Source organism: Calothrix sp. CCY 0018, from assembly GCF_963920925.1.
Taxonomy (GTDB): Bacteria; Cyanobacteriota; Cyanobacteriia; order Cyanobacteriales; family Nostocaceae; genus Rivularia.
Map to the genome: position 1 here is coordinate 104,507 of NZ_CAWUDI010000017.1, position 17,712 is coordinate 122,218.

The 17,712-nt window shown below is 38.8% G+C and carries 6 protein-coding genes and 2 pseudogenes; 7 read left to right on the forward strand and 1 reads right to left on the reverse strand.

Translation table 11 applies throughout. The features are described from left to right. Positions 1-31: 31 nt before the first annotated feature. A pseudogene (locus ACM03V_RS14460) lies at positions 32-497 on the reverse strand (Uma2 family endonuclease); the annotation flags it as partial. Between the two features lie 615 nt (positions 498-1,112). On the opposite strand from ACM03V_RS14460, the pseudogene ACM03V_RS14465 reads away from it, so the two are divergent. The 7 genes and pseudogenes from ACM03V_RS14465 to ACM03V_RS14495 all read left to right on the forward strand — a co-directional run. Then, positions 1,113-1,358 (forward strand): annotated as a pseudogene (locus tag ACM03V_RS14465) (alkaline phosphatase); the annotation flags it as partial. Positions 1,359-1,673: 315 nt separating this feature from the next. Continuing rightward, positions 1,674-3,677: a DUF4114 domain-containing protein gene (locus tag ACM03V_RS14470; RefSeq protein ID WP_414621490.1), complete on the forward strand. Its 2,004-nt coding sequence runs from the start codon at positions 1,674-1,676 to the stop codon at positions 3,675-3,677. Between the two features lie 379 nt (positions 3,678-4,056). Next, positions 4,057-8,247: a phytase gene (locus ACM03V_RS14475; protein ID WP_414621491.1), complete on the forward strand. Its 4,191-nt coding sequence runs from the start codon at positions 4,057-4,059 to the stop codon at positions 8,245-8,247. Between the two features lie 761 nt (positions 8,248-9,008). Then, a complete protein-coding gene (locus ACM03V_RS14480; protein ID WP_414621517.1) occupies positions 9,009-9,767 on the forward strand; it encodes a peptidylprolyl isomerase in 759 nt (252 codons plus the stop codon). A gap of 261 nt (positions 9,768-10,028) precedes the next feature. After that, positions 10,029-13,076 (forward strand): peptidase domain-containing ABC transporter, encoded by a 3,048-nt coding sequence (locus ACM03V_RS14485; RefSeq protein WP_414621492.1) that lies wholly within the window; start codon positions 10,029-10,031, stop codon positions 13,074-13,076. A 161-nt stretch (positions 13,077-13,237) separates the two neighbouring features. Further along, on the forward strand, positions 13,238-14,788 hold the full coding sequence (locus ACM03V_RS14490; RefSeq protein WP_414621493.1) for an HlyD family type I secretion periplasmic adaptor subunit: 1,551 nt from the start codon (positions 13,238-13,240) through the stop codon (positions 14,786-14,788). 862 nt (positions 14,789-15,650) lie between these two features. Next, a complete protein-coding gene (locus ACM03V_RS14495; protein WP_414621494.1) occupies positions 15,651-17,327 on the forward strand; it encodes a Calx-beta domain-containing protein in 1,677 nt (558 codons plus the stop codon). Positions 17,328-17,712 lie beyond the last annotated feature (385 nt).

Here is a 17,712-nt window from a genome sequence, read left to right on the forward strand (position 1 = left end):
GAGACGTAGCAATGCTACGTCTCTACATAAATCATAAATCCTCTGGATTCACTCCTAACTCTCGCAACCGTGCGGCTAAACGTTCGGCTTTTGCACGTTCTTCTTCAAGCTGCTGTTGTGTTTCTTCAGCTTTCTGTGTAGGTGTTGGTATCCAATTTCCTTGAGCATCATACCAGCGCAACCACAGACCTTGTATATCTTCATAGGAGCCTTGCCAAACTCCTAAACCGGCGTTGAATTGTATCTAACCACAATTTTTGGTCAGATAAAGGCATTTCCTCGAAACGAGTACCAACTAATTGGAATACTCGCAATGTATTAGTATATCTATCAAACACCACATAATAAGGTATTCTTAAAATCTGTTCATAAACTTCCCACTTGGTTGGTGGCTTGTTAACTTCTCGTAGAGTTTGACCTAAATCTTCTGGTTCTGTACCGGGGGAAAGCAATTCGACTACCATAAAAGGACTAACTCCTTCTTGCCAAATTACATGGCGCGAAGCTGCGCTTACGCACACGTCTGGGGAGGGAATAGGGAATAGGGAGTAAGGTTTATATAACTCACGAGTAATTATATAAATAATTTTGCGTCAGTACTTAAATAGTCGCCTTGACCGCATACAACGTCTTTAGATTATTTTAGGACTTAGCAACGGCGGCATATTTTCTTGTAGGGGAGGCAAAAAGCGGTGTAGATTTTCTTCCCGCTTTATTGCCGTTGCTGTGACACTTATAGAAATTCTGAACGTAGTAATAAGGCTTGTGGTATCACGCACCAACCACCTGTATTTATAAAAAAATATAAAGAATGCGAAAAAGCAAATCATATAATCAACTTTGAGCTTGATTGTTAATAATTAATGATTATTTTTTATTTGCCAAAAGTGTTTTTAAAACAACTATTTTCTAGAGAAAAAGTATCCAAATCTATCAATTTGCTAATAAAATAATTTCTTTTTTAAAGTTTATTTAATACTCTCTTAATATAAAAATGAAACAATCTATTTCATGCTGCTCAGTATTTTTTCGCATCCAAATTTTCTGAAGACCTAGCGATCGCTTTTATTTTGGTTTCACTGGCGTAATTTTAGATAGGGAATTTACCTTTAATGGCTAAGAATACAATTATCATGATTGGCGACGGCATGGGCTGGGAAATGGCTCGCGTCGCTGCGATATACAAACAAATTCAGGAAGGTGCTACTGGCAATAGTCTCAGTGATTTTTACACCGAGGGTAAGGGAAGCGGACTTAACCTACAAAACTTAGAAAATTACGGTTTAGTAACTACCTATGGAACCACCATCGCGGGTGATAATGGTATTTACAACACCAGTAATTCTGCTCTTGGAGGTGACATTAGTTGCATAAGTTTTGATTTGATTTTGATTTGATTAGTAATCAGTTAATAAAATGACTGATTCTTAATCGATTCTGAACCAAAATTAACTTTTTAATGGTACGTAATATCAAGTCTGGCTAATTAATAAATCAAGAATAGATAAAACCTAAAAAAATTAGATATAAGCTTATAAATTCATAATTTTATATTGTATCTGTTTAAATTATAGTTACTTTTTTTATGTATCACAGTTTACTTGAGTTGAATTACTAGTTTTATTTAAGTTGTATTGAGGAATAAAAATATATTTGAAAATATCAACAAAATAATGGCAATTATTAACGGTACTGCTGGCAATGATGAGTTGATAACTGTAGAAAGTAATGATGAATTACTCGGCTTAGAAGGTAATGATTTTCTCGATGCTGTAAGTGGGAAAGGAAACAATATTCTGCGCGGTGGTGACGGAGATGATGAGTTATTTGGCTACAAAAACGACCAATTATTTGGAGATGCGGGGGACGATGACCTCTACTCTGATGGTGAAGGAAATAATCAATTGGATGGGGGTGAGGGAAATGACAAAATTTTTCCCGACCGTAACGATATAGTTGATGGTGGACTTGGTGATGATATAATTTTTGCTGGACGCGGTGGTAATACTTTTACGGGTGGTTCTGGCAAAGATATATTTTGGATTGCAAATGTTGAGTTACCAGAAAATCCGAGTATCATTACCGATTTTAATTTTATCGAAGATACAATCAGAGTTGATTTAGAAGGTGTTGAAAATTTTGCTGACCTTTCAATTAACCAGCAAGGTAATGATACTATTCTCAGCGCACTTGGTAGACAATTAGCAATTCTCCAAGGTGTTGCTGCTAATCAACTTAATCCAACCAATGTAATTACCGATAAAAATGCTCCTAACAATCCGGGAACAAATCAACTTACTATTAAAGATGCAACTTTCTCAGTTGCAGAAAATAGTGCTGAGGGAACATTAATCGGTACGGTTAGCGCTAATGACTCCGATGAAGAGAATATCCTCACCTATAGTATTACTGATGGTAATCTAGATATTGATAGCGATGGGAATAGTGCTTTTAGTATTAATGCTAGCGGTGAAATTATTGTTAATGACTCTGATGATTTAGATTTTGAAACAAATCCTCTTTTTAATTTATTAGTTACAGTTGCTGATAATACTACTTTAAGCGATACGGCTAATATCACTATTAATTTACAAGATGAACCTCTACCTCAATTTGATATTGAACAGACTAAACAAGGTATTTTTAGTTTAATTGGAGATACAAACGAAAAAGCAAATCTTTTGTTCTCACTAGTCGGTGTGGATGCTGCTAACATTAATGAAATAGGTGTATTTGCTGTTGACGAGAATAATGCTGTTAATGGAATAAATCCCGATTCTTTACAATATATTCAAGAAGGGTTAAAACAAGGTAGAGCGATTTTTTCGGCCATTAATAATCAGCCAAATGGTTATGCAGAATTAGAAAAAACGCGCATCTTAGAAGGATATCAAAGCGGCGAACGTTTGGTATTCTATCTAGTAACAAATAATACTACTGATAGTGTTGTTGATGGTAGAACTTCTCCAGACAGAGTTGTTTTAAGTTCAACCTTTGCTAGTAATGATTTTGCTCAAGTCAAAATTGCAGATATCGGTAATGGTAAATTTGAGTTAGCTTGGGAAGACGAAATTGGTGGTGGCGATCGCGATTTCAATGATTTAGTATTGAACTTGGAAATTACCGATCAACCCGCACCAGACGGTACTAATTTGCAGGGTGGGAATACTTCAGAATTAATCGACTTGAGAGCATTGACGGGTAATGTAAGTATGACAGCACAAGTTTTTCGGGAAGCTGCGTTTGATAACGAAGTTGTTTTCTACAGAATTGACAACCCCGATGGTATTATCGGTAGCTTTAATCCCGAAACTGCTTCTCAAGCTGATTATCTGAGCCAAGCTTTGCAAAATTTGGTTAAAGATATTAATGGTGATGCGATCAAACTTGGAGTTGAAAATCAAAGTACAGCTTCATTTACAGCAGAAGTTGCAGCTGGGTCAATTTTAGTACCAATGATGATTGTTAATGGTAGTTTAGATCAGCTTCAAGATAGTAACACTAGCAATGACCCCACAGTTTACTTCCCTTACATTGGTGCTAATGCTGATAGTGTTGACCACATTCGTTTACTTGGTGATAATACCTTTGGCTTTGAAGATTTAGCTAATGGTGGCGATATGGACTTCAATGATATGATTGTCAAAGTTGATTTTAATGGTAATATCCCGGTTTAATTAAACTTCTTGGATAAGTAAAAACCTTGTAGAGACGTTGCAGTGCAATGTCTCTAAATGCTTTTGATGAAGCGGTTCGTTTTAAACAAAAATGGCGCAAATCAGCTAAATTAAGGTTGCTAATATTTCATACAGCGCTTTTGAGCTAAGTGAGGTACACCAATTTCAAGGGTAGTTTTTAAGTCTTTAAATTTGAATCGCTTACTGTACATCATAAACATCGAATCTACTGTAAATAGTTATTTAACCCAAATTTATCCTTGACTTAACCTCCAGATGAAACATTTGAAGTGAGTATTTTCACAGAATAAATAATTTCTTTTTTCTACAAAAAATACTCAAATCCCGAATTAAATTAGTTAAAGGATAAACATTAACAATGGCTGATAATTTGAGCCAAAATCAGGTGCGTTTCGCAACCTTCAACGCTTCCTTAAATCGCAACAATGCAGGTGAATTAATTACCGATTTATCTACTCCCGATAACCAACAAGCGAAAGCGGTAGCCGAAATTATTCAGCGGACAAATCCTGATGTGTTGTTATTGAACGAGTTTGATTATGACGAAAACGGAACTGCGATCGCCAATTTCAAACAGAATTATTTAGAAATTAGCCAAAATGGTGTTGATGCTGTAGAGTATCCCTACGTTTACTTAGCACCTTCTAATACAGGAATTGCCTCTGGGTTTGATTTAAACAACGATGGTACTGTCGGTGGTGGTGATGATGCTTTTGGTTTCGGGTTTTTTCCCGGACAATTTGGCATGGTAGTATTATCCAAGTATCCCATCGTAGAAGATGAAGTTCGTACTTTCCAGGATTTCTTATGGAAAGATATGCCGAATGGCTTTTTGAGTAATGACCCTACCGTGGATGATGTCGCTACTCTTGTCAACGAAAATCTAGGTGGTTTCTACTCTCAAGAAGAAATAGATGTTTTACGTCTTTCTTCTAAAAGTCATTGGGATGTTCCAATTAATGTAAATGGTGAAATTATTCACGTTTTAGCTTCTCACCCCACCCCACCAGTTTTTGACGGTGCAGAAGATCGAAACGGTAAACGCAATCATGATGAAATCCGCTTTTGGGCTGATTATGTAACTCCTGGTGAAGGGGATTATATTTACGACGATAGTGGTAATACAGGTGGGTTAGATAATAACGCCAAGTTTGTCATTATGGGAGACCAAAATGCCGACCCATTTGATGGTGACAGCACAGATAACGCAATTTTGCAACTATTAGATAATTCGCAAATAAACACTGCTGTAACTCCGTCGAGTCAAGGTGGGGTAGATGCCGCAAATCGTCAAGGAGGAGCGAACGCTACACATACAGGTAATCCCGCATTTGATACTGCTGATTTTGCAGATGATACTCCTGGTAATTTACGGGCAGATTATGTTTTACCTTCCAATAATTTAGATATTAATCAAGCTGGGGTATTTTGGCCAGAAACTGAGGACCCCCAATTTCCTTTAGTGGGAAATTTTCCTTTCCCCAGTTCCGATCACAGATTGGTTTATGTTGATGTACAAGAGGCTAATGTTGACCGGAAAACTGTTACGGGTGTAGAATTTTTGGGTGAAGTGACTTTCCCCACTGGTTTACAGCTAGATGAAACACAAGTCGGGGGAATTTCTGGTTTAGCTTACGATGCAAATAGAGGTATCTATTACGGATTATCTGACGATCGCAGTCAAATCAATCCTGCTCGTTTCTACGATATATCCATTGATTTGAGTGATGGTTCTTTGGATGATGGGGATATTAGTTTTGATAGCGTTACTACTCTTTTAGATGAAAATGGTCAACCTTTCCCTCAATCAAGTCTTGACCCAGAAGGAATTGCTCTCACCAAGAATAATACTTTATTTATTGCTTCGGAAGGGGATGCGAATCAATTAATTAATCCCTTCGTCAATCAGTTTTCTTTGCAAGGCAAACAACTTAGTGAATTACCAATTCCTGCAAAATTCCTACTTACCCAAGATCAAACCAGCGGAATTCGTAATAATCTAGCTTTTGAAAGTTTAACAATTACTCCCAATCAACGTTATCTATATACTGCGACTGAAAATGCTTTGTTTCAAGATGGAGCAGCAGCAGATGTAGAACAAGAAAGCTTATCGCGAATTATAAAATACGATCTGACAACCGAACAACCCGTAGGAGAGTTTGTTTACGAAGTTGGGGAAGTGCCAGTTGCTCCCGATTCTGACGAAGATTTTCGTACTAACGGTTTAGTTGAATTATTAGCGACTGACAATAACGGTACCTTGTTAGCTTTGGAGCGTTCCTTTACTGCTGGTAAGGGTAATACCGTTAAGCTTTATGAAGTGCAAACTCAAGGTGCGTTGGATGTTAGCAGTCAAAATGATTTATTTAATGAAGCCGAAAATCAAGCTTTTGAAATCGATCCAGCGGTAGATAAACGTTTATTGGTGGACTTTGCAGATTTGGGAATTGCTCCCGATAATTTGGAAGGTTTGGCTTTGGGGCCACAATTAGCAGATGGGAGTCAAAGTTTGATTGTTGTTAGCGATAATAATTTTAGCGATACTCAAAAAACTCAATTTATCGCTTTGGCTTTAGATTTCAAAACTACTCCAGCGGTACTTCCTACTGTAGAAACTCCTTACACTATTGATGATGAGGAAGCACCAGAAGGTGTTTTAGCTGGAGATTCCGACGATCCAGCAATTTGGGTAAATCCGAATAATTCTGGTGAAAGTATTGTGATTGGAACTTTGAAAGATGGTGGTTTAGCCACTTTTAATTTACAAGGAGAAATTCAGCAGGTAATTTCAGCACCAAATTTTGGGGAACAACCTTTATTTGGGGAAAACCTCGAACCAAAAGAATTTGGCGGTCGCCGTTTTAACAATGTCGATCTGATCTACAATTTTTCTCTTGCATCAATGTTAATTGGTGCGGAATCGAAAGTTGATTTGGCAGTTGTTTCCGATAGGGAAAATGACACCCTCGCTATTTTTAGTATTTCAGAAAACGGTCAACTCGATAAATTATCTACACCACAATTAGACGATGAAGAATTTTCAATCTTTGGTGTAGATGATGGTGAAGCAACTGCTTACGGTTTAGCAACTTATACCAGTCCCGTTTCTGGGAAATCTTATGTATTTGTTACTCAAGCAGATGGTAATAAAGTTGCTCAAATCGAGTTAACTTCTAAATTAGGTCCCGCTGACGAACAATTGATAGAAGCTGAAGTTGTTCGTACTTTGGAATTACCAATACCCACAGGTGATGCAGAAGATTCTCAGTCAGAAGGTTTAGTTGTTGACCAAGAATTGGGTTTCCTTTACGTAGCATTAGAAGATGAAGTTGGTATTGTTAAATTCTCTGCGGAACCTGATGGTAGTAGTGATTTCACGGTAGTTCAACCTTTAGATGCTGATTATCTAGAACCCGATATCGAAGGTTTATCAATATATTACGGTGCTGACGGAACTGGTTATTTAATCGCGAATAGTCAAGGTGATTCTTCCTATGCTGTCTTCAGTCGTGAAGGTACAAATGAATATTTGGGTAGCTTCGTTGTCGGCGATAATAATGGAATCGACCAAGTAAACGAAAGCGATGGTTTAGATATTATTAATGTACCTTTGGGTTCGGAATTCCCCAACGGTTTATTAGTAGTACAAGACGGAGCAAACGACCCCCAATTTGTGGTAGAAGACGAAGAAGAATTAGAAAATGCCAGCACTAACTTTAAATTTGTACCTTTAGAAAATCTAGAGATATTAAATCTAGACACGAACAGCTATAATCCCCGCAATCCTCAGCCACAATCCTTAGTAAACGGAATTGCCAGCGGTGATACCACTCAAAATTCTACTGTTTTATGGGCGCGGAGTACATTTCCCGGTGAAGTTAGCTTTGAATATTCTACCGATGCTAATTTCAATTCCGTTATCGGTACAGTTACCGCAAACGTCGAGAATATAAACCTTCCCGTCAAAGTTGAAATTGAAGGTTTAACAGCAGGAACCGAATATTACTACCGCGTTACCGATGCAGCAGGCGATCGCGCATCGGGTGAATTTGAAACCCCAGCAGCAGCCGGTACTAGAAACGGTTTGCGCTTTGGAGTTTCCGGAGATTGGCGCGGTGAATTGGCTCCTTATCCAGTTATTAGCAACGCTGATGAACGGGATTTAGCATTTTTTGTCGAACACGGAGACACTATCTACGCTGATGATGCTTCTCCCGCAGTTTTGAACGCAGATGGTACTCCTAAACAGCAAGCAGAAACTATTGAAGAGTATCGCGCTAAACATAACGAAGTATATTCTAGTCGCTTTGGCAAAAATACCTGGGCAGATTTACGGTCATCTACTTCTATTTTAGCCACCATTGACGACCACGAAGTTACCAACGACTTTGCAGGTGGTGCAGATGCTTCTACAGATGACCGTTTTGCAGAAACCAGCGGTTTGATTAACGACACCCAACTCTATGAAACTGGTTTACAAGCCTTCCAAGAATATAATCCTTTACGCGATGAATTTTATGGTGATGTCGGTATGGAATTTACCGTCTAAAAATAAATTTTTGGGCAAAACATCATAGGTTTGTAGTAGCACGGTGACTCGCATCTGAAATCCGGATACGAGTCACCGCGCTACTACGAGCGAACCTTCCTTTACCCCGCAAAATTAATGTGGTGGAGTACTAGCCTTACAGGCTGCGAGCTAAATTTTGGCGAATTATTTTCACTAAATTCTAATAACAACCCTCTTAATAACCTAACTATTACTCCTCCTATATCCAAGTAAACACTGATGCCTCTATGTATTTAATCGCTACTTACAGAATATACAAGAAGATGCATCTCGATTTACCTAATGCTGGGTTTATACTATGAAGACCATTCTGTCAAGGATAATTTTACGGTTTCAATAATTTTGATTGATTGTTTAATCGTTTGTATGGGCGGGTTTAATAACCCGCTCTTAGAAAGTATTGTATAAAAAACCGGATATCAATTTTTGACAACGGTTAAACTATTAAATAGCTTGTTGCAAATAAAAAAAATGTGTAAAAACTGTAAAAAAACTTACGTATGTATTGACTCTACCCTTGGCAAATGCATGAGTTTTTAACTACTATGATTTTCAGTAATTACCCGAATAGCATATGTGACTAAATCTAGGTATTAATAACATTCAGCAGTAACTAGTAAAATTAACCTCCTTGTTGTCTTTTATTCTTTATTAACATATTCACAACCCGTTAATAACTTTATAGATATACTTTGATTGAAACAATTTATGACAGCGGCAACCCGAATGATACTGATATTATGACCGCACTTTTACAAATTGGCGATCGCGCAATTAATGTTGATGAAATTCTTCCGCTGCTTAAGCAGTACGGAATGCTGCCTCAGTTGCTTAGAGAAATAGTCATTGATGATGCAACTGCTTCTATCTCGCTGGCAGAAGAAGAAGTTCAAGAAGCGTATAAACAATTTTATCAGCAGCAGCAGCTAGGAGATGAGCAGCAATTACAAGCTTGGCTAAAATCCCGTGGTTTGGAGCGCGAACAACTAGATTATTTGGTGACTCGCACTCTTAAACTAGAAAAATTCAAACAAGATACTTGGGGATCGAAAGTAGAATCATATTTTCTTCAGCGCAAGGAAAAGTTAGATAAAGTAATTTATTCGCTAATTCGGGTTAATGATATTGCCGTTGCCCAAGAATTATATTTTCGGGTACAAGAAGATGAGCAGCCTTTTGCAGAACTTGCTCGCGAGTATTCCAAGGGGCCAGAAGCGCAGACGGGTGGTTTAATTGGCCCGGTAGAGTTGGGTGTTCCCCATCCGGTTTTAGCGAAAATGTTGCTTAAGTCTCAACCGGGGCAAGCATTACCCCCAACTCGCTTAGGAGATTGGATTTTAATTGTCCGCTTGGAACAATTTCTGCCCGCTCAGCTAGATGCAGCCACCCACAAGCGACTATTAAACGAGCAATTTGAAACCTGGCTCTCTGGAGAAATATCTTCTGTTATCAACAATAGTCAGTTATCGGCGGATAAAGGTGATTCTAAAACGGATTAATTTTATTTTAGATTTTAGATTTTTGTCCCGCCAAACTTTCCAAGACGGATTTTGGATTGAAATTTCAATATTTTAAAGCTAGCAGTTAGCCCAGTAAAGAAAAATCAAAAAATATGTAATTCCTTTTAGAGTGCATTATGCCGTGAGTCAGCCTCAAAATCCAAAATCCAAAATTCTCAAACATAAAGGTGTATTTACGGGATAAATCCAAAATCCTTGGCTCCAAAAGAAAAGCATCCGTTGTTAAAATCCAAAATTCAAATGACTTATACAACAACTAACATCCAAGAATTTTTAGCGGACATTGCCCCTTTTAACCAGCTGCCACCGACGGCATTGGCAAAGCTTTTAGAAAAAGCACAGCTGTTCCGCTACCGCATGGGGCAGGTGATTTTGGCGCGGGAAAAAATGCCCGCTCAAATATCCGTCCTTTTTTCCGGACAAGTGCGCTTATTGGGTTACGAACCCCAAACCCAAATACCCGTAACTTTAGAAAGAATGCAACCCGGAGAAGTTATGGGTTGGCTCGAAACAGTGCGGGGAGTACCTGGCTCTACTGCTATCGCTTCAACGGAAGTTATTTGTATTAACTTTAATGCTGCGGATTTTTTAGCTTTATTAGATCAAGAAAAAAGCTTTGGCACATATTTTTACAATCGTGTGGGAATAGTTGAAGTATTTGAATTGCTATCGAAGCAGCTAAGTACCCATGCTAATAATCAGTTAATTTTACAAGCATCCGAGTGTGCCAATTGCAAAGAATTAACCCTGAAGATTTTTGATGAGACGCAAATTGTTAATTTAACAAATCGCGATACTGCAAACCAGTTAAATCCCGATTATGTTTGGTTGGTGAGTGGAGGAACGGTTTCTCCGGAATTAATCGGCAATCGTTTTGATGAAGATGAATCTTTACGCTTAGGAAGTAGGGTTCGTTTGTTGGGAGTAAAAGCAAATGTCTTTTCGCTATCAGAAGACACGCTGCAAGATACTACCGAAGAAGTGCAGCAAGCCCACATCAGTGAAGTAATTCCAGCCGGAGAGTCTTCAGGATACGATGATATTCCCTACGCACCTAACGAACCACCTGAAGCGGAAGGTCATTATAACAAGCAAGATGCTGCTGCTGCGATTAAATATCCCCACGTGCGCGGTAGTGGCGAAGTCAATGCAATTCTGGCTTGTTTCCAGATGTTGAGCAAGCATCTAAATATGCCCTTCCGCAAGGAAGTTATTCGTAAAGTATTGATAAATCAAAAAAAGCGCACGGGTTCGCTGTCGTTGCAGCAGTGCGGTGCTGTAGCTCAATTAGTAGGTTTAAGACCCCAGCTTGTCGGCGTACCTTCTAGTGCGTTAGGAAGGATTGAAGCTCCTGCAATAGTGCAATGGCAAGATAGTTTTGCCGTACTTTACGAAATTACCAAAAAAACCATAGTACTTGGCGTACCGGAATCGGGTATCCTGCGTCAGAACACCTCAGATGTAGCCCAGGTGCTGCTTCAGTCGCAACCTCAAACCGAAGAACAACAAGATGCCATCCCCATATTGCTGCTGCAAGCCACCTCAGAAACCCCGCAGCAAAAATTCGGGTTAAGTTGGTTTGTACCATCTTTAAATAAGTATAAAGGCGTACTTGTAGAAGTATTTATTGCCTCCTTCTTTTACCAGTTGTTCGGTTTGGCTAACCCGCTTGTAACTCAGGTAATTATCGATAAAGTAATTAACCAAAACAGTCCGGATACGCTGCAAGTTCTGGGTGTATTTCTACTGGTAATTGCAGTATTTGAAGCAATTATTGGTACTATTCGTACTTATTTGTTTGTCGATACCACCAACCGGATTGACTTAGCTTTAGGTTCGGAAATTATCGACCATTTGTTACGTTTACCATTACGTTACTTTGAAAAGCGACCCGTAGGTGAACTTTCCACAAGGGTGAACGAATTAGAAAAAATTCGCAGCTTTTTAACGGGAACCGCTTTAACAGTGGTTTTAGATGCGGTTTTCTCCGTGATCTATATCGTGGTAATGTTTATTTATAGCTGGCTATTGGCTCTCGTAGCCCTGGGGACATTGCCGCTATTTGCCATTCTTACCTTTGTAGTTTCTCCCATTGTGCGGCGACAGCTACGGTTTAAAGCAGAACGTAACGCCGAAGCACAATCCCACTTAGTAGAAATTTTATCCGGTATCCAGACAGTTAAAGCCCAAAATATTGAATTGCGATCGCGCTGGCAATGGCAAGAACGTTATGCTCGTTATGTAAGTGCTGGTTTCAAAAACGTACAAACTTCTACTGCTGCTGGTTCTACCAGTGGTTTTCTTAACAAGCTTTCCGGCTTACTCGTGCTGTGGGTGGGAGCTTATTTGGTATTAGACAACAAACTAACTTTGGGACAGTTAATCGCCTTTCGTATTATCTCCGGTTACGTTACTTCTCCCTTGTTACGTCTTACCCAGTTATGGCAAAACTTCCAAGAAACCGCTTTATCCTTGGAACGCTTGAGCGACATTATCGACTCACCCCAAGAAGCCACCGAAGAAGACAAAGGTAACATTCCCATGCCGATGATTGAAGGGGCTGTTAAATTTGATGACGTTTCCTTCCGCTTCAAACCCACCGGCCCGATGCAGTTAAATAACATTAGTTTAGAATTTCCACCTGGTGTATTTGTCGGTGTCGTCGGACAAAGTGGTTCCGGTAAAAGTACGCTGATGAAACTGGTACCGCGCCTTTATCCTTTAGAATCCGGGCGCATTCTCATTGACGGTTACGACATTAACAAAGTAGAACTTTACTCCCTCAGACAGCAGATAGGGATTGTGCCACAAGATACACTACTTTTTGAAGGTTCGGTACAGGAAAATATTGCTTTAAACTTTCCTGATGCCACCCCAGAGGAGATTATCGAAGCTGCTAAAATTGCAGTAGCGCATGAATTTATCATGGAACTGCCGAATGGTTACAATAGTAGGGTAGGCGAACGAGGTAGCGCTTTATCCGGCGGACAGCGGCAGAGAGTCGCAATTGCCCGTACAATCTTACAAAATCCGCGTTTGTTAATTCTTGATGAAGCTACCAGCGCTCTCGACTATGAGTCCGAACGTCAGGTATGCTTAAACTTAGCAGAAGCCTTCAAAGGACGAACAGTTTTCTTTATTACACACCGTTTAAGTACAATCCGTAATGCCGATATAATTTTGATGTTAGATAAAGGTTATGTAGTAGAACAAGGAACCCATCAAGAACTAATGTCACTCAAAGGGCGCTACTACTGTCTGTATCAGCAACAAGAAGCACAAATTTAATAAAATCGGGAATCGGGTCTAGGGCGTTGGGCATAGGTCAAAGGTCAAAGGTCTGCATGTTTAATTTATAACTCTCAATTCCCAACTCCCAATTCCTAACTCCTAACTCCCAACTCCTAACTCCCAACTCCTAACTCCCAACTCCTAAATCCTAAATTCCCATGACTCAACTCAACGGTAATCTTAACGGTAAGACCTCTCCGCAATCAATACTCCCTAAATTCGAGAAAACTCCCCAAGATTCCATTCAGCAGAAAAATGGTAGATCCCAGGTTCCCGAATTTGAGCAAGCTGTAATTTTACGGCGATCGCCAGTATTCTCGCGAGCAGCGTTGTGGAGTATTTTGGGCGTAACTGTATTTACGATTAGTTGGGCAGCTTTTAACAAAATTGACCAGGCTATCCCCGCTCAAGGAAAATTAGAACCTCAAGGAGCGGTTAGGGAAGTGCAGGTTCCCGTTAATGGTCTGGTGGAAAAGGTTTTTGTGAAAGATGGACAGCGAGTAAAAGCAGGAGACGTGCTGTTACAACTGGATCATGCTGGTGCTGAAGCGGAACTGACTTCTGCAAATACAGTTCGCAAAGCTTTAATGATGGAAAATCAGTTTTATCGCAGCTTGTTTAGTAATGCGGGTTCTCCATCACAACCAGCTTCGATTCAAGTTCCTCCAGAAATGGCAAGATTGGCTCAAAGCCGTAATGCATTATTAAATGAAAACCAATTTTTTAGAGTGCTGCTGAGCGGAAAGAGCCAAGGTGCAAATCTGACTGGGGAAGAGCAACTGCGTTTATTTTCGAGTCAAACAGAATTAAGAAGCCAAGCGGCTCAAATTAAATTAGAAAGAGATCAGCTAGAGCAGCAATTAGCTCAAACGAAAGAAAGACTTGATAACTCCCGAAACGTGTTAGCTATAAACCAAAGAATCCTTAACAGTTTAGAAAGTTTGAATACAGAAGGTGCAATTCCTCGCTTGCAGTACTTGCAACAAGAGCAGGAAGTTAACAACCGCAAGAGCGAAGTTGCTCAACTCGGTTCCGAAATACAGCGTCTCAGATTAGCTATGATTCAAACAGGTCAGCAATTACAAAATGCTTTGTCAACTTCGACAAAAGATACCTTGACTCAAATTGCAGACAACGAAAAACGCATTGCTGAAATCGATAGCCAAATTAATAAATCGATAGTCGAAAATGAAAAGCGGATTGCCGAATTAGACGGTCAAATCAAGCAAGCAAAATTAACTAGAAAGTACCAAGTTGTTCGAGCTCCAGTAGATGGAACAGTATTTGACTTAAAAGCCGGTAATCCTGGTTATGTGGCTAATACTACCGAACCCGTGTTAAAAGTCGTACCGGAACAATCTTTGATGGCTGAAGTATTTATAACTAACAAAGATATCGGGTTTGTGAGAAAAGGTATGCCCGTTGATGTCAGGATTGAAAGCTATAACTTCAGCGAATTCGGCGATATAAAAGGAATTCTTGTATCTGTTGGTGAAGATGCCTTACCCCCGGATGAAATTTATCCCTACTACCGTTTCCCGGCTAAAGTGGAACTGAATCGACAAACTTTAAACGCAAACGGAGAAAAATTACCTTTACAATCTGGTATGTCCATTACAGCGAACATCAAAACACGAGACAGAACTATTCTGAGTATATTTACCGATAAATTTACTAAAACAGTGGAAAGCGTCAAGTTTGTCAGATAAATCGCTCAGTTTAAGATTAGTTTAACGTTTATATAAAGATTTCATCCTGTGTATTGCAGCAGGATGAAATTTTATTATATATTGTAAGAAAATAATAAACTTTCTGTAAATAAATAAAAAATCTATGTTTTTTTATTGACTTTGTATTTTTTTAGTTTATCTTGTATTAGTGAGTTTACCAAGTATGTGTTCCCCTCCTGTGCTATTTCCGGAAAGTTAGATTCATTTCTGACCAGAAGATAGATAAGCGTGATAATAGAAAAATTAAAATTTAATTATTTCTACCAAAAAAGTAAAATTCCATGCTCTACTTCTAGTACGCCCTATTTGAAAAGCTTTATCATCGGCGTTTTCAGAACATTTCCGGAGGATGTATCAAACAAACTGTATTGCTCTATTGAAGCATACAATAACTTAGATGAATTAAACTGCAATTAAAACCTTTTACTTCAGGCATATGTCCTAATGCAGAGTAGTAGGTTATTTTTGCATCACAGTATTTATCAGAACATCGGCTAGCAGTTTGCTGTTAATGGAAACCGAATACGGATTCCTTAATTTTTGCTACCCGAATAATATCAACAAAAAAATGAATTAGAAAAGTAAATTCTCAAAACTATTGCTCTATAAAGGCTGCTAAAAATCCGGACATTTTTTCCGAGCAGGGAACATCTGCAACGCAACGTCTTCAAATGTTAAGAAGTATATATTTTGTGGTCAAAATTTAAAATCTAAGTAAGGGGGGAACAACGTTTTTCAGAAAATAGAAAATATTAAATGTAGGATAACACAGTCATCATCATATTAGCTGCATCTATCTCAAGAAATATCTTTAATACAAATCTAAAAAGAGGTTTAGGAAATGGACGAAAACATTCAATACAACTTTGCTTACCTTATCGATACATCCGATAGTGTAGGAACAGATACACTTCAACAAGCTAAACAAGCCTATATAGATTTAACTCAATCCTTAATTGATAGCGGAATTGCAGATGTCAGTAAATTCGCAATCATCCCTTTTGGGAGTAATGCATACCTTGAAACACCAGTAAATGCCACCGAGGCGATCGCAACAATTGAAGGCTTATCTAGTAATGGTTTTACCAATTTCAATGCAGCACTTGAAACAGCAACTCAATATTTCTCTACCGCACCCTCTGGAGCAAAGAACATAGCCTATTTTTTCTCTGATGGGTATTCAACTACAGGAGGAAGTTTTAACGATTCCGCAAAAGCTCTTAAAGCAGTAGCTGACGTTCAAACTTACGGTTTTGGTGCTGCGAATATCATAAATTTGAGGATTATAGATTCAGATCGACCTGATTTAGTCCCCGAAGCATCACAACTAGCTACTAAATTTGTTGCTAGTACAGATGGTTTGGTTGTAAATAACCCTCAAGTTGCTGCTTCTAAAAAGGATGGAGATAGTGATATTGAAATCACATCTGCTCCTCCCTTAGCAGCTGTAGAAGAGAACTCATCAGATACTCCTACTGAGGAAGTCTTAAACAGAGACGAAGAAAATTTGGTTGATAATTCTGTTGTGGAAGCTCCAGCAACATCTGAGAAACCAGAAATTGGTAATATAACCAAACTCGCTAGCAGCATCGATCCATTGACTGGTGGAGAGCTTCCCGTTGTAAATATTGAAGATGTTTTCATTAAAGAAGGTAATTTCGGAACCAGCATCGCTCAATTTACCGTTGACTTATCTTCACCTGCCACCGAGGAGATTCGGTTTTTATACCAAACTGTTGATGGAACAGCGATTTCAGGTTCTGATTATAATCAAGCATCCGGACAAATTACAATTCCAGTTGGTGAAACCAGCGCCAAAATTGACGTTGAAGTGAATGGGGATAGTGAGGTTGAGCCAAACGAAGAATTTACTCTGAATATATTCGGGCTATCTTCAGCAAAAGAAGCAAATAACAAAGCAGAATATAGCAAAGTAGCCGTGATCGAAAACGATGATATTGTAGAAAATTCGCCAATTATTACCCAAAATGAAGCCCCAAGTACGGCAATACTGGATGCGCCAAATATTGTTGATGAGAATCTACTCGATTTAAAATCTCTTACTGGAGAGGTAACAATTAACTTCACTGTAGATAGAGAAGCATTGTATGACAATACCGTCGGTTTTTACAAAATTGAAGACGGAGAAGGAACTATTACAGATCCTGTTACCGGGAATCAATTCAAACCAAGTGATGGCCAAGCTTATGCCCAATTAGCGATCCAGCTTCGCGAACCCGAACTAGAACTAAGCGTAGATAGTCAGAGTTCCATAACTATTCAAGATACCCTCTCAGGAGGATATCTCTATGCTCCCTTCCTCATCGCTGATGGAGATATTGATAGTTTTGAGGGAGATTTCAACCAAGTTTATTTCTCGTTTGCTCAAGCCAACTCCGATAAAACCGAGCATATTCGTTCGTTAAGAAACAACACCTTGAATTTTGAAGATTTATCGAATGGTGGTGATAATGACTTCGACGATCTGGTTATCCGCACTGAGATTGTACCTGTATAGCTTGCGCTTGTTGTTAGTTTAATAACTTCTTACTTATTCACGATTTGACTTGGCTAGAGTTTGAAATCCTCATTTAATAACTTGTAAACTGTGTCGATTTTATAAATGTAATTTTGATCGCACCTGTTTAAAAAAAGGCGGCTTTTCAACACTTAAGTAGGTTGGCACCAATAAATATAACTATGTAACGAAATGTAAAAAAGATTGAAACCCTTGCGATGAACCGCAGCTCCGCTGAATGCAACCGAATGCCTCGTCGCAATGACAAAATATAATCACGTTTATTTACACCCACCTACTTAGTAGTTTTTTTATGTCTAATACAAAAAGTAAGTTTGGTATTGGAACCTCTATTGCGATAATCGGAATCATTGTATCTATCTCG